This is a genomic window from Clostridium sp. CS1-1, from assembly GCF_056135525.1.
Genome location: NZ_CM148680.1, coordinates 4651575 through 4673531, shown reverse-complemented (window position 1 = coordinate 4673531; position 21957 = coordinate 4651575). Strand labels below are relative to the sequence as shown.

9 protein-coding genes and 1 riboswitch are annotated in these 21957 nt (G+C 32.4%); of the genes, 8 read left to right on the top strand and 1 reads right to left on the bottom strand.

Features of this window, described 5'->3' with window-relative positions; genetic code table 11:
* The first annotated feature begins 71 nt into the window (after window positions 1–71).
* The 4 genes from pepV (at window position 72) to hydE (ending at window position 6867) form a co-directional block, all read left to right on the top strand.
* Window positions 72–1463, top strand: coding sequence for a dipeptidase PepV (gene pepV, locus AC0N0V_RS22075; RefSeq protein WP_474461051.1), 1392 nt, complete (start codon window positions 72–74; stop codon window positions 1461–1463).
* 178 nt (window positions 1464–1641) lie between these two features.
* The gene (ftsH, locus tag AC0N0V_RS22070; RefSeq protein ID WP_474461049.1) at window positions 1642–3510 is read left to right on the top strand and encodes an ATP-dependent zinc metalloprotease FtsH; all 1869 of its coding nucleotides are present in this window, start codon (window positions 1642–1644) and stop codon (window positions 3508–3510) included.
* 26 nt (window positions 3511–3536) lie between these two features.
* Window positions 3537–5669, top strand: coding sequence for a HelD family protein (locus AC0N0V_RS22065; RefSeq protein ID WP_474461048.1), 2133 nt, complete (start codon window positions 3537–3539; stop codon window positions 5667–5669).
* A 154-nt stretch (window positions 5670–5823) separates the two neighbouring features.
* Entirely contained in the window at window positions 5824–6867 is a 1044-nt protein-coding gene (gene hydE, locus AC0N0V_RS22060; protein WP_474461047.1) for a [FeFe] hydrogenase H-cluster radical SAM maturase HydE, read from the top strand.
* A 145-nt stretch (window positions 6868–7012) separates the two neighbouring features.
* Here hydE and AC0N0V_RS22055 read toward each other — a convergent pair whose 3' ends face one another.
* Entirely contained in the window at window positions 7013–8125 is a 1113-nt protein-coding gene (locus AC0N0V_RS22055; RefSeq protein ID WP_474461046.1) for a PRK06851 family protein, read from the bottom strand.
* A 336-nt stretch (window positions 8126–8461) separates the two neighbouring features.
* On the opposite strand from AC0N0V_RS22055, the gene AC0N0V_RS22050 reads away from it, so the two are divergent.
* The 4 genes from AC0N0V_RS22050 (at window position 8462) to AC0N0V_RS22035 (ending at window position 21576) form a co-directional block, all read left to right on the top strand.
* A complete protein-coding gene (locus tag AC0N0V_RS22050; RefSeq protein ID WP_474461044.1) occupies window positions 8462–9763 on the top strand; it encodes a M18 family aminopeptidase in 1302 nt (433 codons plus the stop codon).
* A 111-nt stretch (window positions 9764–9874) separates the two neighbouring features.
* Window positions 9875–10049, top strand: a riboswitch (Lysine riboswitch).
* Between the two features lie 96 nt (window positions 10050–10145).
* The gene (locus tag AC0N0V_RS22045; RefSeq protein ID WP_474461043.1) at window positions 10146–11348 is read left to right on the top strand and encodes an aspartate kinase; all 1203 of its coding nucleotides are present in this window, start codon (window positions 10146–10148) and stop codon (window positions 11346–11348) included.
* A gap of 22 nt (window positions 11349–11370) precedes the next feature.
* On the top strand, window positions 11371–12669 hold the full coding sequence (gene lysA / locus AC0N0V_RS22040; protein ID WP_474461042.1) for a diaminopimelate decarboxylase: 1299 nt from the start codon (window positions 11371–11373) through the stop codon (window positions 12667–12669).
* Between the two features lie 267 nt (window positions 12670–12936).
* Window positions 12937–21576 carry a glycoside hydrolase family 94 protein gene (locus AC0N0V_RS22035; RefSeq protein WP_474461041.1) on the top strand — a complete coding sequence of 2880 codons (8640 nt, stop codon included), beginning with the start codon at window positions 12937–12939 and terminating at the stop codon, window positions 21574–21576.
* The last annotated feature ends 381 nt before the right edge of the window (window positions 21577–21957 follow it).

Sequence of the window (21957 nt, the reverse complement as noted above, 5' to 3'; positions counted from 1 at the left end):
TTTAACTCTTAACTCTTTACTAATATGTGGATAGCATTTTGTTTTTATGAAATATGTTAGGGGGTAATGTTTTGAAACTAAGTGAAAAAGTTGAGGAATTTAGAGAAAGTATTATAAATTCTACTCAAGAATTAGTGAAAATTAAAAGCGTTGAAGAGGAAGCAAAGGAAGGAAAGCCTTTTGGCGAAGGGGTAGCAAAGGCTTTAGATAAGGCTTTGTACATAGCATCTGAGCTTGGATTTAAGACAGTTAATATGAATGGGTATGTAGGCTATGCTGAGTATGGTGAAGGGGATGAATATGTTGCGGTGCTAGGTCATCTCGACGTAGTTCCAGAAGGAGATGGATGGATACATCCGGCATATGGGGCGGAAATCCATGATGATAAAATGTATGGTAGGGGAACTATGGATGATAAAGGACCAATGATTTCAGCACTTTATGGCCTTAAAGCTATTAAAGACTTAGCTCTACCACTTTCTAAAAGAGTTAGAGTAATATTTGGTACTGATGAAGAATCTGGTTCTGAAGATATTAAGTATTATTTAGAAAGAGAAAAAGCTCCTGTAGCGGGATTTACGCCAGATGCAGAATATCCAATAATTTATGCCGAAAAAGGATTGACTGTATTTGATATAGTAAAGAGCTTTGAAAACAGACAGCATGGTGATGTAACAGTAAAATATATAAAAGGTGGAACTAGAGCAAACGTAGTTCCTAATTTTTGCGAAGCTGCTATTACTGCAAGGAATGCTGATGAAATTAGCAACTTAATAAAGGAATTTATTATAGAAAATAATTTTGATGCTGAAATAGAAGTTAAGGATGACCTAATAGTAGTGAAGTCTTCAGGAATATCTGCACATGGAAGTGTGCCTGAACAAGGTAAGAATGCGATAATGCAGATGTTTAAAGTTTTAGAACAGTTACCATTAGGGGATAATGATATTGCCGACTTTATAAAATTCTTTAATAGATATGTTGGAATGGAAACTAACGGAGAATCTTTTGGAATTGGGCTCCAAGATGAAGCATCAGGAAAGCTAACCTTTAATGTTGGTACAGTAGATATGAATGAAAGTAAAGTAACAATGGCTCTTAATCTAAGATATCCTGTAACATTTAAGTATGAAGACATGATGAATCCTTTTAATGAAAGAATCGAAGGGACAGGAATAAGAGTAGAAAATATGGATCATGATGCTCCATTATATTTCCCTGCAGATCATTTCCTTATCAAAACATTACAAAAAGTATATGGTGAACAAACTGGAAAAGAGGCAAATCTTTTAGCTATAGGCGGAGGTACTTACGCAAAGGCAATGCCAAACATAGTTGCATTTGGGCCATTATTCCCAGGGGAACCAGACCCTATACACCAACCAAATGAGTATATAAAAGTAGAAGATTTAATACTTAATTCCAAAATATATGCTCAAGCTATATATGAACTAGCTAAATAACATATTAATATTAAGAATGAGAATAGATAGTGATTCTCATTCTTTATTTATTTTAGTTTTAGGAAACTTCAATAAATAAATTTAAATAATGAAAAATAATTTGTAAACACTATAGGTAAAATTATATTTATTGCTATAATATAGTTATAATTAAATAAGAGTTTACATGGAGGCTATTATGTTTAATAAGAACAAATTTGACAACAACAAATTTAAGTATGGGATATATTACGCTATCGCAGTAGCAGTTATAATCTTTATTCTAAATGATTATGTAGTTAACCTAAAAACTCAACATATAAAATATAGTGAGTTTATTAACTATGTAAATGAAAAGAGGATAGAAGAAGTACAAATATCTAAAGATAGGTTAATTATTATGCCTAAGGTTAAAGAAGGAGAAAAGAATAAAGTATTATATACTGAAAGAGTCGATGATCCAGAGTTAACCAAGAGGCTAGATGCTGCTAAAATTAAATATGGAGGAACACCACAAGAAAACAGTCCGCTAAGAAGCTTTTTTGTTAATTGGATTTTACCAATTTTAATCTTTATGTTTCTAGGAAGACTTCTGTTTGGGCGATTGGATAAAAAAATGGGTAGTGGAGTTATGTCCTTTGGAAAGAATACTGCCAAAATATATGCAGAAAATGAAACTGGAGTGAATTTTGATGACGTAGCAGGTCAAGAAGAAGCAAAGGAATCCCTAGTAGAAATAGTAGATTTCCTTCACAACCCTAAAAAGTACACAGATATAGGAGCAAAGCTACCAAAGGGTGCATTATTAGTTGGGCCTCCAGGGACTGGTAAGACATTGCTTGCAAAGGCAGTTGCAGGAGAAGCTAAGGTGCCATTTTTCTCTATATCTGGTTCAGCGTTTGTTGAAATGTTTGTAGGTATGGGAGCTTCTAGAGTAAGAGACTTATTTCAACAAGCACAGGATAAGGCACCCTGCATAGTATTTATTGATGAAATTGATGCTATTGGTAAGAGTAGAGAGGGAAATATTTCAGGAAATGATGAAAGGGAGCAGACATTAAACCAGCTACTTGCAGAGATGGATGGATTTGATTCATCGAAGGGAGTCGTAATCTTGGCAGCAACTAATAGGCCAGAAATACTGGATAAGGCACTATTAAGACCAGGTAGATTTGATAGAAGAGTAATAGTTGATAGGCCAGATTTAAGAGGTAGAGAAGAAATATTAAAGGTCCATTCAAAAGGAGTAAAAATATCATCTAGCGTAGATTTGAATGCTATTGCAAAAGCTACTCCAGGGGCTGTAGGAGCAGACTTAGCTAATATAATAAATGAGGCAGCATTAAGAGCGGTAAAAAACAATAGGAAAGAAGTTATACAAGAGGATTTAGAAGAAGCTGTAGAGGTTATAATTGCAGGTAAAGAGAAGAAGGATAGAATCCTGTCCGATAAGGAAAGGAGAGCTGTAGCCTTCCATGAAGTTGGGCATGCACTTGTGGCAGCTTTATTAAAGCATACAGATCCTGTTCATAAGATTACTATTGTTCCTAGGACGATGGGGGCATTAGGGTATACAATGCAATTACCAGCTGAAGAAAAATATCTTATAACAAAAGAAGAGATGATGGATCAAATATGTGTAATGATTGGAGGAAGAGCTGCAGAAGAAATAGAATTTAATACAATGTCTACTGGAGCTGCAAATGATATAGAAAGAGCAACTCAAACTGCAAGAAGTATGGTAACCATGTATGGAATGAGTGAAAGATTTGACATGATGGGATTAGAGTCTATACAAAATAGATATTTAGATGGTAGACCTGTTCAAAATTGTAGTGCTGAGACGTCTGCTATTATTGATGAGGAAACGTTAAAAATAATAAAAGAGGCTCATGAGAAGTCAAAAAAGCTGCTTCGTGATAACAGAGAGTTATTAACTAAAATATCTAATAGACTTATAGAAAAAGAAACGCTTATGGGCGAAGAATTTATGTCTATGGTAAAAGATAATGATAACAACGAAACTTTAGAAGATAGGTCTTTAGAAAGTAATTCTGATATTCAATAATAAACCTTAGAATGGAGATTCAAGTTATGGAAAATCAAGAGTTAGAGAAGGAATTAAAAAGAGAAATAGAACTTAATTTAGAAAAAGAGAGATTAGAATTTGTATTTGAAGAGATAAAGAATCAAACTTTAAACTTTATAGATAAAAGAAAACAGGTTTCCGAGAATATAGTAAAGCTAAGGAAAACTAACCTCGAAGAGTATAGAGATGATGAAGATAGGGTAATAGAATATTTCAATCATGAAGCATATGCTAAAGAGGAGTATTATAGAATTATTGATAGAAAGCTAAGAGAACTTACTATACTTGCAAATTCTCCATACTTTGGAAAGGTAAGTTTTGAAGATAAGTTTGGAAATGAATCTATATATATAGGTAGATTTGGGTTAACTAAGGAAAACGACTATGAATCTATAGTAGTCGACTGGAGATCTCCTATATCAGCATTATTTTATACGGGAAAGCTTGGAGAAACAAGTTATAAGGCACCAATGGGAGAAGTACCAGCAGAAGTTTTGTTAAAAAGACAATTTATTATAAGAAAAGGTGCTTTACTTGGAATGTTTGATTCTTCTATAGATGTAAAAGATGAAATACTACAAATGGTTTTAAGCAAGAATGCTGGAGACAAACTAAAAGATATAGTAATGACTATTCAAGCTGAACAAGATAATATAATTAGACAACCTAGAACCGGAATAACAGTGGTAAACGGGGTAGCTGGTAGTGGTAAGACAACTATAGCACTTCATAGGGTTGCTTATCTTTTATATAATTATAGAGATGTACTTCAAGATAAAGTTTTAATTTTAGGACCTAATAGCATATTTATGGATTATATATCTATGGTTTTACCTAGTCTTGGAGAAGTGGGTGTAAAGCAAACGACATTTGGAGACTTTGCATTGGAACTACTAGACTTAGATAGAGTGATGAGTTTTAAGGACTATATGGAGCAAGTATTGGGAAATAGTAAGGAATTTAATTCATTGATATCTTATAAACATTCTATTGACTATATTAGAGAGTTAGATAACCTTATTAAAAAATTAGATTTTAGTTACTTCAATATAAGTGAAGTTAAGTTTTATGATAAGGTTATTGTAGAAGATGACGAAATAAAAAGGATGTTTAGTGAATACTTTAGAGATATGCCTTTATTTAGAAGAAGTAAAAAAGTAAAGAGAATTATATTTTCGAAAATAAGAGATGAAAGAGATAATATTGTAAGGCAAATAGAAAAGGAACATAAAGATACGATTAAAAGTTTATCGGAAGAAGAATTGAAAATTCAACAAAATCACCTAGAGTTTATAAGAAGGAATAAGATAAGAGAAACGATACAAGAAGTTATAAGAATAAAGCAGAAATTAGACTGGCTTTATAATCCTGATGTTGTTCAAATCTATAATGATTTTAACCGAAATAAGCCTTTAACATTTGATGATTTAACACCAATTGTATACTTAAAAATAAAGCTTGAAGGTATGAAGTATCATAGAGAGATTAAGCATATAGTAATAGACGAGGCTCAGGACTATTCGGCGTTACAATTTATAGTCTTAAAAGAACTTACAGGATGCAATTCATTTACTATAGTAGGTGATAGCAATCAAAGAATAACCCCTGTTACTGGTACACTTCCTATGCTTGATTTGGCTTGTATTTTACCGGATTTAGAGATTAGAGATTTTCAACTTTTAAAAAGTTATAGATCTACAAAGGAAATAATGAATTACGCTAATAGATATTTAAAGAATAACAAAACTATTCCTTTGGTTAGAAATGGTGTGGAAGTTGTAGAAAAAAAGGTGGATGACATAAATAATCTTGTGGATCAATTGATAGATAGTATAGCAGAACTAAAAGAGAAGGATTATGAAAGTGTTGCTATAGTTTGTAGAAATCTAAAAGAAACAGAACTACTAGGTAGTTTAATTAAGAACAGAATTCATATAAAAGTTATAAATAGAGAGAACATAATATATTCTAGTGGCGAAGTAATACTTCCATCTTACTTTGCAAAAGGATTAGAGTTTGATAGCGTTATATTGGTAGATACTAATAGTGAACCGTCAGATAACGAAGAAGACAAATTAAAATATGTTATGAGTACAAGAGCTTTGCATGAATTACACGTATACAAAGTGGGAAGGTAGTATTAAAGTTATTAATAATAATACAGAGCTGACTTTATAAAATAAAAAAGCTTTCAGCTTATGAAGGCTTTTTTATTTTATAGATAAGTGTTAATAATTGGTGTAAAATATATGTGAACAATAAAAGTATAAGAAAGGAATCGTGAGGTTACTTATGAATAAGGTTTTAAGTTTAATTAAAAAGGCTGAGGAAACTCATAACTTATCAAAGGATGAAATAATTACTATTCTCCAAGAAAATAATTGCAATGAAGAACTTTTTCAAGCAGCTGACAGGGTTAGAAAAAAATACGTAGGGGATGAAGTACATCTAAGAGGCCTTATCGAATTTTCCAATATATGCAAGAGGAATTGTTTGTATTGTGGTCTTAGGGCTTCAAATGGAAATGTTAAAAGATATAGATTAGAGCCAAATGAGATAATAGAATTGGCTCGAAAAGCGGTAGAGTATGGATATAAAACTATAGTTATGCAATCTGGTGAAGATGAGTACTATACAGTAGATAAAATGAAATACATAATATCAGAAATTAAGAAGTTAGATGTGGCGCTTACAATAAGTATAGGAGAAAAGAGCATAGATGAATATAAAGCTTATAAGGAAGCTGGAGCAGATAGATATTTAATAAGGATAGAAACAACAAATAAGAAGTTATATGAGGATATGGATCCAGGTATGAGTCATGAAGAGAGAATAAGGTGCCTTAATGATTTGAGAAAACTAGGATACGAAGTTGGGACTGGTTGCCTAGTAGGGCTACCTGGACAAACTATAGAGTCTTTAGCAGAGGATATATTATTTTTCAAGGAATTGGAAGCTGACATGATAGGAATAGGACCATTTATACCAAATGAGGATACTCCTTTGAAGGAGGCTAAAGGAGGCGAATTTATAACTAGCTTAAAAGTTATGGCTGTAACTAGGCTTCTAATGCCAGACATAAATATTCCTGCAACAACGGCAATGGAGAGTTTAAATAAAAATGGACGAGTAATCGCTCTTCAAAGTGGAGCAAATGTAGTTATGCCAAATGTAACAGAAGGAGAGTACAGGAAATTATATGCTCTTTATCCAGGGAAAATATGTACAGGAGATACTCCTGCTCATTGTAGAGGATGTATTACAGGGAAAATTACGGGTATAGGTAGAAAGGTTTCAGAATCGAAAGGTTTTAGAAAAAAGGAACTCAGTATATAATGTAGAGTAGCGTTAAATTATTAATAAGATATTGAAACTCCCGCGTAAACATAGGCGGGAGTTAATTAATATAATAACTTTTAAATGGTTAGAGAATTAGAATTCTTTATTTCCAAATTATAAAGCAAAAATATATTGTTAATACTTAATTAGAGGATAATTTATTTTCTTCATTATAGTCTTCTTCATATTTTAACAACTTGGAAAGTACTGCTTGATAGGTTTTATCTATTTCTTTAAAATACATATTTTCTATAAAATAAGTTTCAAGGTTATCATGAAGTTTTTTTGCAGAGGATATAATAGATAACCCCTTGTTTAATAAGTTATAGAAGGTTTCTCTATCTTTTTGTAATTCATCCTTGTCTATGAGTGCATAATTAATAAGGTTATCCATAAATATTTGTGTACCATTAAATTTTTTATTATTTATCTCATTTGAGGTAATAACTGCGGTTTTTAAATCAGGAATAATAATATGCTCAATTCGTGAAGGAATAAGAGGGTCATGATATACCTCAACGAAAAATCCCCTTTTTAAAGCTTCAAGTAAGAGGAATTTAAGAATCTGTGTCTTTCCAGTACCTGGTCCACCATTCAAAACGTATATTTTTTCACAGTCTTGATGTATATTTTCTATAAAGGTCACTATGCCATTAGGTGTAAAAGCAGTAGCAAAAAGATGTCTTTCAGTACCCAAACCTGTAACTTCATAATCGGATAATATTTTGTATTTTAAGTCTTCTTCTAAAACGGATAACTTTGAATAATCTAATGCACGTTTATTATAATTAGACCAATCTTCGTGTATAAGTTTTGCAGCACCTATAAACTTATAAGCCCTTTGGAAGGTTTCACCAATCTCTTTATTAGTTTGAATTATATTTTGCCTATACTTCTTAAAACCTTCTTCATTCCAATGCGCACCCATATTTAGTACTTCGTCAACTGCACCTGGGTTTTTAGGATCAACAATGTGGGGAGCTGTCCCGTCTAATATAGCTATATTTAGCCCCTTAATAACTACACCATCTAAAGAGTTATTATCAGAGGAACAATGATGGTATTCAACATCATATCCCTTATCATTAAAAAATGCGCCGATATTTTTCATAAGAGATGATTTTCCAGTACCTGGGCCACCCTTAATACAAATTTTCCTTCTTGCTGATTCCTGACTTATAATGTAATCATAGAAAGAATAAAAGCCTAGAGAAGTATTACCACCTGGAAAGAAGTTTCTAACCTTACCTTTCATAAATACACACTCCTATTTATTACAATCAGTATATAATATGCAATGGTTGAGTGTTTTGCTCCATATATTTAAATATATTTAGAAGATAACTAGTTAACCTATAATAGTACGTGCTCTATGGCATTAAAATTTACAATTTAAATATACTAAATAATTAGGGGTATTCCTAATATTAAGGATACTAGATATCATAAAAAACTATTATAAATTGAGTTGTTATTTTATAAAAGTTAAATAAGACCTATACCAAAATATATATTTTGGTATAATTATGATGTTAAATTACATAGTAGGCTACATTAAATTCAAAAAATATTATATATTGGAGGAATAGAAATGAACAATGAATTAAAGAAAGCGCAGGAACTTATAGATTTTATTTATGAAAGTCCTACAGCATTCCATGCCGTTGATAGTTCAAAACAAGTGCTTTTAAATGCCGGATTCAATGAACTTAGAGAAGAAGACAGCTGGAAGCTAAAAAAGGGAGAAAAGTATTTTTTAACAAAAAATGAATCTGCAATTATAGCTTTTGTAGTAGGAAAGGGAGAAATAGAAAAAGAAGGCTTTAGAATAGTAGGTGCGCATACTGATTCACCAGGATTTAGAGTAAAACCAAATCCAGACATGGAAGTTGAGGGGGCGTATGTAAAATTAAACACAGAAGTCTATGGAGGTCCTATAATAAATACATGGTTAGATAGACCATTGTCTTTAGCAGGAAGAGTAACTTTGAAAAGTGAAAATCCACTTTATCCCGAAATAAGGCTTATAAATATAAAAAAACCTATATTAGTGATACCTAACCTAGCTATACATATGAACAGAAATGTAAACTCTGGTGTAGAATTAAATAAACAAAAGGATATACTTCCATTACTTTCGCTAGTAAATGAGGAGTTTGAAAAAGGACAATATCTTATAAAGACAATAGCTAGAGAATTAAGCGTAAACGAGAAGGATATATTAGATTTTGATTTATTTCTTTACGAATTCGAAAAAGGAAAGGTTATAGGACTAAATAATGAATTTATTTCTAGCGGAAGATTAGATGACTTATCAATGGTATACGCAGGAATAAGTGCATTAACAGAAACTGAAGCGGGTAACGCTACAAATATAGCTATTTGTTTTGATAATGAGGAAGTGGGAAGCACAACAAAACAGGGAGCGAATTCACCTTTCTTATCATCAGTATTAGAAAGAATTCTAATAAGTCTTGGCAAAGGTAAGGAAGAATATTATAGAGCACTTGCAAAATCATTTATGATATCTAGTGATTTAGGTCATGCATTACATCCAAATTATGGGGAAAAGTCTGATCCAGTAAATAGACCTATAATAAATAGAGGCCCAATTATAAAAGTGAGTGCAAGCCAGAGTTATACATCAGATAGTGTATCAAGTGCTGTTTATAAGAGTATATGTGAAAAGGCAGGAGTTCCTGTTCAAATATTTGTTAATCGCTCAGATGAAAAGGGTGGTTCTACCATTGGGCCTATATCTTCAAGTCATGTAAATATTAACTCGGTAGATATGGGAATTGCGATATTTTCAATGCATTCTATAAGGGAATTAGGTGGAGTTAAGGATTATATATATACAGAAGAATCATTTAAGGAGTTCTATAAGCTTTAGGCTTTCAAGGATAAGCATGTTTGAAAAGTTATATATTTTAAAATATTACAAATAGTGTTTGAAATGTATAAATATTTATGATAAACTAAGTACAATTTAATAAAGAAACCTACCTAGGGTAGAGGTGCTGGAATTAGGAGTACTTATTTTTAGTCGGCGGATAATGAGAAATAAGGAAAGGGATTGCAGCCGAAGAAAATAATTTGGCGAAACTATTTTCTGGCTTTGCATATAATATATGTAAGGCTGTCATGTTCATCTGTGAACGTGGAGAGCTACAAGGTCACAAAGTTGTATTTATAATGCAGCAGAGGTGTTCCTTTGCTGCATTTATTTTTTAGGTGGACGTTTCTTAAGATAAAGGAGTTTAAGGAGTGGTATTATGGCAGTTGTGGTACAAAAGTATGGTGGAAGTTCCGTAGGGACTATAGACAAAATAAAGAATGTTGCAAGCACTGTAGTAAAGAGAATGAAGAAAGGTGATGAACTTGTCGTAGTGGTATCAGCAATGGGTGATACTACAGATGAACTTATAGGACTTGCAAATCAAATCACAAGCAAACCCGATAAGAGGGAGTTAGATGCTTTGCTTTCTACAGGTGAGATGATGTCTTCTGCATTACTTGCCATGGCAATTAAAAGCTTAGGTTATGATGCTGTTAGCTATACAGCCTATCAAATAGGAATTAAAACTAGCGGACAATATGGCAAATCTCTAATAGATGACATAGATGGTAACAATATAAAAAAGAGCTTATCAGAAGGAAAAATTGTCATAGTAGCAGGGTTTCAGGGAATAAATGAAGGTGGAGACATAACTACTCTCGGAAGAGGCGGTTCAGATACTACTGCAGTAGCAATAGCGGTTAAGCTAAGGGGTATCTGTGAAATATATACTGATGTAGATGGAATATACAGCGTAGATCCAAGAAAATACAAAGAAGCAAAGAAATTAGATCAAATAGATTATGAAGAAATGCTCGAGCTCTCAAGTCTTGGTGCACAGGTTATGCACTCAAGATCAGTGGAATTAGGGCAGAAGTATAGCATTCCAATATATGTTGGATTAAGTAATAGTGATATTAAGGGTACAGTTATTAAGGGGGTAAGTAACATGAATATGGAAAGTAAACCAGTAACAGGACTTGCAACAAGTGACGAAGACGTAGCTATAACAATAAGGGATATAGAGAATGATATAAATATAATTGCTAGTTTATTTGAGAGTGTAGCTAGCAAGAGAATTAACATAGATATGATAAGTCAGACAGCACCGATAAATAGTAAAGTTAATTTATCATTTACAATACCGAAGGCTGACTTGCATGAGTGCTTAGAAATTGTTAGAGAATACTATCCGGATAGAGAAAAAATTGCAATAGATGAGAATGTAACTAAATTTTCAATAGTTGGAATTGGAATGAAAACAACGTCTGGTGTAACAGCTAGAATGTTTAAATTGTTTAGAGAAAATAATATAGAGGTAAAAATGATAACTACCTCAGAAATAAGAATAACATGCACAATTAAACAAGAAGATAAATTAAGATCTATAAATATAGTAGCAAAGGAATTCAATTTATAAACATTTTAGGAGGAAAACCAGTATGAAACTAGTTGGGACTATGGAAATTAAAGATAATACTCTGCATATTGGTGGGGTAAATACAATGGATTTATCAAGAAAGTTTGGAACTCCTCTATACGTAATTGACGAAGATTTAGTAAGAAGTCAGTGTAGGAGATACTATAAAGCTTTTAAAGGCGAAAATACTAAGAATAAAGTAGCCTATGCTGGAAAAGCATTTTTAACACTAGCTATGTGTCAACTAATAAATAGTGAAGGTTTATGTCTTGATGTTGTTTCGGGAGGAGAACTCTATACTGCTTGGAAAAGTGGTTTTCCTATGGAGAATGTGTATTTTCATGGGAACAACAAAACTGTAGAAGAAATAAAAATGGGAATAAAACTTGGCGTTGGAATATTTGTCGTTGATAACTTGTATGAAATTGAAAAAATAAATTCAATAGCAAAAGAAAATAGTAAGGTTCAAAAAATTCTTTTAAGAATAACTCCGGGAATAGAAGCTCATACTCATGAATATATAAAGACAGGGCAAATAGATTCAAAGTTTGGTTTTACCATGTTAAATAATAAAACTATAGATGCAGTAAGAAAAGCAATTGCACTTTCAAATATTGAGTTTATTGGATTACACTGCCACATAGGATCACAAATCTTCGATACAAAACCTTACGAGGATGAGGTAAAAATTATGTTATCTATAGTTAAGAATATTAAAGATGAAACGAATTATGAGGTTAAGGAGCTGGATCTTGGCGGTGGGTTTGGTATATATTACAAAAGTGGAGATACCCCAAGAAAGATAGAAGATTTTTGTCAGGTAATGTTAGAAACAGCGGAAAATACAGCAAAAAATCTAGGGATAGAACTTCCCTGTCTTGTTATAGAGCCTGGTAGGTCTATTATTGGTAGTGCTGGAACAACTCTTTATACAATCGGGTCAATTAAGGAAATACCAGATATAAAAAAATATGTAGCGGTAGACGGAGGGATGACAGACAATATTAGACCTGCACTATACAATGCTGAATATGAATGTATATTGGCAAGTAAGGTAGAAAGCACCTCCAGGGAGGTAGTAACCATATCTGGTAAGTGTTGTGAATCTGGGGATATACTACTGAATGATGTAGAAATTTCACAAGCTAAAAGTGGGGATATTTTAGCAGTTCTTACTACGGGAGCATATGGTTATTCCATGTCTAGCAATTATAATAAGATACCAAGACCAGCAGTAGTCATGGTTAAAGATGGAGAAGAAAAACTTATTTGTAGGCGACAAACCTTCGAGGAGATTGTTGAAAACGAGTTATCTTTATAATAACTAACAAGAAAAGAGGCAGGATTTAAAATCTAGATACAACATGGACTCTTATAGCTTTATTACATGTAAAAAGAGCACTATTAAAATTTATTAATTTAATAAGTTTTAATAGTGTTTATTTTTTATTTGAAGATTTTGGACTAGACCTTTCATCAGAAGTATATTTCCAGATAATTTCTTAACTAAATTTAAATTCATACTTTCGATACTTTTGGGAATAATAATCTAAGCACGAATTGTTTTTTCATGAAAGGATGGATTTTTATGCTTTACATTATAGTTCTAGCTATAGCTATTGTAACGGTAAGCTTTTACGTAGTTTCTAATAAAGGAGAAACAAAAGAAGAAAATATAATGGATGATATTCCAAGTGTAAACGCAAGTAAGGAGGAACTACTAAAACACGCTTATGAAATATCTAATTATTCATCAGTTATAAGAAAAACCAACTGTAGAAAGAAATTAATTGAAAGCTTAGATGCTAGTTATAAAAAGATATTACAAGGCCATGATCAGATAGAAAAGGAATTTAAAAATAATAGGGATGTAATTCAAGCAGCTGAATGGTTATTAGATAATCTCTATCTAATTCAAAGAGAATATAAAAATATAAAAAATAATATGCCACAAGCATATTATAAAGAGCTCCCTGTTTTAAGTAAGGGCATAATGAAAGGATATCCTAGAATTTACTACATAGCTGTAGAACTGATATCTCATACTGATGGGAGAGTAAATGAAGAGACTATAGAAGCATTTATAAATGCATATCAAAGAACTACTATACTGACAAGTGGTGAGTTGTGGGCTTTCCCTATAATGCTTAAGATAGCTTTAATTCAGAATATAAGTAAGATAACACAAAAGATTGCATTAACTCAAAAAGAGAGAAAAAGAGCTGACGTCATTACAGAAAGAATTATAAATGCATTTGAGGATGGAAGGATTGAAGAATATATAGATAAACTTTCAGAAGAAAGGATAGAATTTACTACCCATTTCGTTGAAAGAATGTTAAAAGCATTAAGAGACAATGGAATAGAGAATGGCAAGATGTATCAGTGGATAGATCATGAGTTAGATAAAAAAGAACTAAATGCTGAAAGAATTATAAATTTAGAACATCAAAAGCAAACGTCATATCAAGTAGCCATTGGAAATTCTATAACTGGCATAAGAGAAGTTTCAGCTTTAAATTGGAGAGAAAGTTTTGAGAAATTGAGTTATGTTGAGAGTGTATTAAGGCAAGATCCTTTGAAGATATATGAAGAAATGGACTTTCAATCTAGAGATTATTATAGGGGGAGATTGGAAAGACTTTCAAGATACATTAATGCTCCAGAATCTTTTATTGCAAAGAAGGCAATAGAATGTGCAGAGGAAGCGTCAAAGGATGAGAATGCAAAGGAATATGAAAAACATGTAGGTTACTACATAATAGACGAAGGAGTAGAGTGTTTAAAGAGAAAAATCGAGTTTCAGGAAAAGGGAATCAAAAGTATTAGGAGTCTGTTTATAAAAGCAAATGTTAAATTTTATATTAGAACTATAGTATGGGGAACAATTGCTTTAGCAGCTTTAATAACATTCGTAGGTTTAGCTAATGACATAAATCCAGTAACTTGGAAATACGTACTAATATCCATAGCTGTGTTAGTGCCATGTAGTGAAATTATTATATCTATGTTTAATTGGGGAATAAATAGATTAATTAGCCCTAGGTTTATTCCTAAGATAGAATTTAGAGAAGGAATTCCAGTAGAGTCTAGTACCGTAGTAGTGGTGCCAACTTTATTAAATAATCAAGATAGAGTAATGACATTAGTTAACGATATTGAGGTATATTATCTGGCTAATAGAGAGAAGAATATTTATTTTGCTATTTTAGGAGATTTTAAAGATAGTAACAAGCAAAGCGAAGAAGGAGATAATTTAATAATAGAATGTGGTTTGAAACTAGTTAAAGAATTAAATAAGAAGTATAGTAAAGACGGCAATGACATATTTTATTTTTTGTGTAGATATAGACAGTTTAATGAGAAAGAACAAATGTGGATTGGCTGGGAGAGAAAACGGGGTAAGATTGTAGAGTTCAATTCATTAATTAGAGGTGCTAAAAACACAAGTTATGACGTAGTAAGTGGAGATATAAGTAATTTACGGCATATTAAATATGTAATAACCCTTGATGCAGATACTCAATTACCAAGAGATAGTGCTAAAAGATTAATAGGGGCAATGTCACATGTATTAAATGCTGGGCACATGGATGTAGAAAAAAAGAGAGTAGTAAGAGGTCATGGGTTGATGCAGCCTAGAATAAATGTCTCAACTTTAAGTGCAAATAGAACTTTGTTCTCGAGAATTTTCTCGGGAGAAACTGGAATAGATCTATATACTACTGCGGTATCAGATGTATATGAAGATTTATTTGATGAAGGTATTTTTACAGGTAAAGGCATATACGATTTAGATATATTCAACAGTATATTGAGAGATGAAATTCCAGATAATTTAGTGTTAAGCCATGACTTGTTAGAGGGATCATACATAAGAGCGGCTTTACTCACAGATGTAGAATTAATAGATGGATATCCTGCTTATTATAATTCAAGTGCTAAAAGGCTTCATAGATGGGTAAGGGGTGACTGGCAACTTCTACCTTGGCTATTTAAAAGAACATCATTAAATACACTATCTAAATGGAAAATTTTTGACAATTTAAGAAGAAGCCTTTTAGCGCCGTCAATTATAATTCTGACTATACTTTCGATAGCTATTTTTGCTAATCCAGATAGATGGCTTTTAATTGCTTTTATTTCCCTTTTATGTCCTATACTATTTGATGTATCAGAAGCAGTGGTATCACCTATAAAAGGAATAAGTTTGTCAGGTAAAGTAAGCAACAGCAAGAATGTCATTGAGCAGTTTTTCTTAATATTTGCTTTTTTACCATATCAGACATACTTAATGTTAGACGCTATCATCAGAACTTTGTATAGGGTGCTAATTAGCAAAAAGAATCTGCTTCAATGGCAAACAGCAGCAGATGTGGAAGAAAACTCGGGAAAAGAATTGAAGAATTTTATACAATCAATGTGGATTGGGAGTGTAATAAGTATATTTATTGGATATTTGGCATTTTTAAACTCGTACCAGACAGGATTACTTATGATTCCATCCTGTATAATATGGTTTTTAAGTCCTTCACTTGCTTATGGTATAAGTAAGGATATAAAACAAAATAAAAAGGAAATATCACAAGAACAAAGAATGATTCTAAGAAGATTAAGTAGAAAAACCTGGGCATATTTTGAGGATTTTGTAAGCAAGACGGATAACTGGCTTGCACCTGATAACTTTCAACAAGATCCCGCAAATGGCATAGCAAGTAGAACATCACCAACAAATATGGGGATGGGCCTTACATCTAACTTGGTAGCTTTTGATTTAGGGTATATTGGTATACTAGAGCTTGCAGAAAGATTAGACAGTACAATTTCCAATATGGCATCTCTCGAAAGATATAGGGGACATTTTTATAATTGGTATGATACTAGAACAAAAAATCCTCTTTATCCAAGGTATATATCTACAGTAGATAGTGGAAACCTCATTGGATACATTTGGATTACTAGAACATCTTTAAATGAGTACATTAAGGAGCCGATACTTAACGAAAAGTTTGCTTTAGGCTTGGTTGATACATTGAAGCTTGCTGATGAAGAAATTAAAGAATTGCTAGGACTAGATGAATTTTATACAGAAATATTAGGGCAAATAAAAAGTGTAGACTTTGGGATTGACTCCTGGAAAAGTATACTGCAAAGCGTTTGGAGTAAGTGCATTGAACTAGATAATAGATATAAAGATAAGGAGTTATATTGGAATAATAAATTAAAGCATACTGTTAGCAAGCATTTAAAGGAAATCAAGCTGTTAGTATCTTGGGTTGATTTATTAAGCGAAAGATTAAGTAAAGATGATGTTATAATAGAAAAACTCAAGAGTCTATTGTTAAAAGTTCCGCTAAAAGACTTACCAAGTGAGTTAGAAATTTTGCAAAGCAAAACTAATCACCTTAATTCTTATCCTAAAGAACATGAAGAGTGGATGGTTGAATTAAGAGAATTAATAAAAAATAGTATACGTGAATTGAATAGTCTCCTATCTAAAATTGAAGATTTAGTGAAAAGGCTAAATGCTATAGATAGTGATACAAGTTTTAAAATGCTTTATAGTGAAAAAAGACAGCTCTTTGCTATTGGCTACGATGTTGAGAAGGATAGTTTGGGAAATAGTTACTATGATTTACTTGCATCAGAGGCAAGGCAAGCAAGTTTCATAGCTGTAGCTAAAGGCGAAGTAAATCAAGCCCATTGGTTTAAGTTAGGCAGAGCGTTAACCCAAATTGGCAGAAGTAAAGGATTGGTATCTTGGACTGGTACCATGTTTGAATACTTAATGCCACTCATAATTATGAAGAATTACCCTGAGACTTTACTTGATGAAACTTACGGATCAATAGTAGAGGGGCAAAAAAAATATGGTGCTTCTAAAAGTGTGCCTTGGGGGATATCCGAATCAGCATTCCACTATTTTGACATTCATCAAAACTATCAATATAAAGCCTTTGGTGTTCCAGGAATAGGTCTCAAGAGGGGGCTTGCAAATGAACTAGTAATATCGCCATACTCTACAGTTATGGCGCTTCAAGTAGATTTAAAAGGAGCGCTAGAAAATATTGAAAGACTTATCAATATTGGAATGGAAGGAAGATACGGTTTCTATGAGTCTGTAGATTATACAAGGGAAAGACTTCCAAAGGGAGTAGAGAAATCTTTAGTGAAATGTTTTATGGTTCATCACGAAGGTATGAGTCTGATGGCATTAGATAATGTTCTAAGGGGTAACATACTTCAAGAAAGGTTCCATAGTATTCCAGAAGTAAAAGCAACTGAGCTGCTTCTTCAAGAAAGGATACCTAAAACAGTAGTATATGATAGGGAGCATGAACATAGTAATCCAGATGTATTAATGGAAAAACAACATTTAATGGTAAGAAGATATAATACTGCTAGAACAGAAATTCCAGAGACACATATAATTTCTAATGGAAGCTATTCATTGATGATAACTAATAGTGGTAGTGGATATGGAAAAAAGGATGATATGACAGTGTATAGATGGAGAGAAGACGTAACACTAGATGATACTGGATTATTTTTCTACATAAAAAATTTGAACTCAAATGAATTTTGGAGTGCCACTTATGAACCTTCTAAGTATGAAGGCGAGGAATACAATGTTACATTCTCACTAGATAAGGCAGAATTTGATAGAAAGGACGGAAACATAAGGACTCATACAGAGGTTACAGTATCAAGTGAAGATAACGCTGAGGTAAGAAGGATTTCAATAACAAATAATAGTGAAAGTGCAAGGGAAATTGAGATAACTAGCTACTGTGAGGTAACATTGGCGCCTTATAATGCAGATTTGGTTCATCCGGCTTTTAGTAATTTGTTTATAAAAACTGAATTTGTAGAAATGCCTGGATGTATAATAGCCAATAGAAGGCCTAGGGCTAAAGGTTCAAAAATACCTTGGACAATGCAGACAGTAGCTGTGGAAGGAAAAACTATAGGTGCTATTCAATATGAAACAAGTAGAGTTAATTTTATAGGTAGAGGTAGAGATTTATCGGATCCACAAGCAATGGATAATGATGCCCAACTGCATATGACTGTTGGAGCAGTAATTGATCCAATTATTAGTATGAGAGTTAGGGTAAGAATAGATAAAGGTGAAACTTGCAAGGTAGCATTTACTACAGCTGTGTCATATGGAAGAGAAGAGGTAATTCAATTAGCACAAAAATATAGTGATATTAATAATATAAATAGAGTATTTGAACTTGCTTGGACTGGAATGCAGGTTGAGTTGAAGTATTTGGGTATAAAGTCATCACAAGCAAATATATATCAGATTATGTCATCAAAAATATTATTTTTAAATCCTTTATTTAAAAATAGATCTAACTATATTATGAATATAAACAAGGGACAGTCTGCATTATGGCCTTATGGAATATCCGGAGACTTGCCTATAGTTTTATTAATAATCAGAAATGAAAAGCATATTGATTTGGCACGACAACTTTTAAATGCTCATGAGTATTGGAGTTTAAAGGGACTAAAGGTAGATTTGATTATTTTAAATCTACAAGGCAACTCATATATTCAGTCTGTCAATGACTCAGTAAGAGATTTAATAAGCTCTAGTCATGCGAGAGATAAACAGAATAAGGCAGGAGGAGTTTTTCTACATAATGCTGCTACTATTAAAGAGGAGGATATAGATCTTCTTATAGCTATTGCAAGATTAGTTATAGATGGGGATAACGGATCATTAATATCACAAATTAAAGATACTAATAAATTTACAGTAGAAGGCGAACCTTTGACAGTACAATCCAAAGAGTATACTTATAGTCCCTATAAATTTAAGATTCCTAAATTGCATTATTTTAATGGTATAGGAGGATTTAGTAACGAGAGTAACTCCTATATTATATTATTAAAAAATCATGAAAAGACTCCAGCGCCTTGGATTAATGTAATTTCCAATGGAAAGTTTGGTTTTCATGTTTCTGAAAGTGGAGTTTCATATACCTGGAATAAAAATAGTAGAGAAAATAAACTAACTACTTGGTCTAATGACCCTGTAATGGATAGTGAAGCAGAAGAAGTATATATAAGAGATGAAGTAACGGGAAGGACATGGAGTATATCACCTAAGCCAATAAGAGATGATGGAGAATATTTGATAGAGCATGGATTTGGATATTCAACTTTTAAACATGAAGCCTTTGGTATATTTGGTGGAATGACCATGTTTGCGGATATGGAGGAAAGGGTTAAGGTTTGCAAGGTAAAACTCAAAAATAATACAGATGAAGAAAGAAGATTATCTGTAAGTTACTATGCAAAGATAGTACTTGGCGTAACTCATGAACAAACTGCACAATATATATTCACAGGGTTTAATACTGAAAATAAGTATATATATGCTAAAAACCCTTATAGTGAACATTTTGGAAAGCTAATATGTTATATGAAAATATTCGGTGGAGAAGAACTGTCATATACAGGAAATAGAAAAGATTTTATAGGGCGAGGTAAAAGTGAGAAGGAACCGGAAGCTCTAAGGCTAAGTAAACTTTCAAATGTAGTTGGTGCTGGTTTTGATCCTTGTCTTGCACAAAATACAAAAGTAACTCTAAATCCAAAAGAAGAGAAGGAATTAGTTATATTAATTGGGCAGGAAGAAGGCCTTGAAGATATAAATAGAGTTTTGAATAAATATGGAGAAATAGGAAGTTCAGAGAAGGAATTGGCTAACGTTAAAATTTACTGGAATAAATTACTTGGTACTATCCAGGTAGAAACACCTGATAAATCAATGGATCTAATGATAAATGGTTGGCTTATGTATCAGATTGTATCTTGCAGATTCTGGGCAAGGACAGCTTTCTATCAATCCGGTGGAGCGTATGGATTTAGGGATCAGCTTCAAGATGTAATGGCAATATCATATTTAAATCCTAAGATAACAAGAGATTATATAATTTATAGTGCATCTAAACAATATCTAGAAGGGGATGTACAACACTGGTGGCATCCTGTAGTAGAAAGTGGAATAAGAACAAGATTTTCAGATGACTTATTATGGATGCCTTATGTAATTATAGATTATATAAAAAATACAGGTGATTATACTATTCTAGATGAAGAATCAGGATACTTAGAAGATGAAGAACTTAAAGAAGGAGAAGATGAGAGATATAATATATCTAGAGTATCTAATAAAAAGGGAACTATCTATGAACACTGTATAAAGGCTATAGAAAGAGGGTTAAGGTTTGGGCCTCATAACATTCCACTTATGGGATCTGGTGACTGGAATGACGGAATGAGTACAGTTGGAAATAAGGGAAAAGGAGAGAGTGTATGGCTTGGTTGGTTCTTATATAACATATTAGATAACTTTATAGATATATGCAGGGCAAAAGAAGATATTGAAAAGGCGGAAAAGTATAGTGAAACAAAAGAGTTTATAAAAGAAAATTTAGAGAAGAATGCTTGGGATGGAGGATGGTATAGAAGAGCATTCTTTGATGACGGAACACCACTTGGGTCTAAACAAAATGATGAGTGTCAGATAGATTCTTTGTCCCAGTCATGGTCAGTTATTTCTGGAGCTGCAAGAGAATCTAGAGCAAAAGAAGCGATGGAGGCTCTTCAAAGAAATCTTATAAAAGAAGATAAAGGGATAGTCCTTTTACTTACACCAGCTTTTGATAAGTCATTCCTAGAACCTGGATATATAAAGGGCTATGTTCCTGGGGTAAGGGAAAATGGCGGACAGTATACTCATGGAGCTATATGGGTAATACTTGCCTTAGCAAAGATGAGGGAAAATAATAAAGCATGGAAAATATTTAATATGATAAATCCAATTAATCACTCTACGACGCATTTAAATAGTCAAATATATAAAGTAGAGCCATATGTTATGACTGCAGATGTCTATGCTGTAGAACCTCATACAGGCAGAGGTGGATGGAGCTGGTATACAGGTGCAGCGGGATGGATGTATAGAACAGGTATAGAAAGTATACTTGGATTTAAATTTCATGAAAGCAAAGGATTTACAATAGATCCATGTATACCAGATGACTGGGATGAGTATAAGATTTATTATAACAGAGAACAGTGTAAATATAATATAAAGGTTACAAGAAATCTAGAAAAGGGAATATGGCTTGATGGAAAGATAGTTGAAGGTGGAATAGTTCCATTCCTTGAAAATGGTGAACATGAGGTTATAGTTGTAATCTAGTTCAACATAGGAGAGCTATAAACGAAAAACGTTAGTTAAGCCGAGGGCTGTGTTATCAGTAATTTGGAACGTTAAATGCTTTTAACGAGTCCAATCAGGATTTAAGAAAAGGTATTTAAATTTACTTTCGTTACTAATAATATAGCCCTCTGTATAAACGAATTGTTTATAAACTCTGTAATTTAATAAATGATAAAATTTAAACTTGATAACATTCTGTTTTTTAATTACTTGCATATAATTATAATTGTGACAATAAAAATATTTAGTATTTACTGATTTATAAACTTATTTCGTAAAATTTTACAATAGGTAATTCAAAAAAGAGGAATTAAATGACTTTTATAGAATAATTATTAGTAGGTACTAAATATTAAAGAT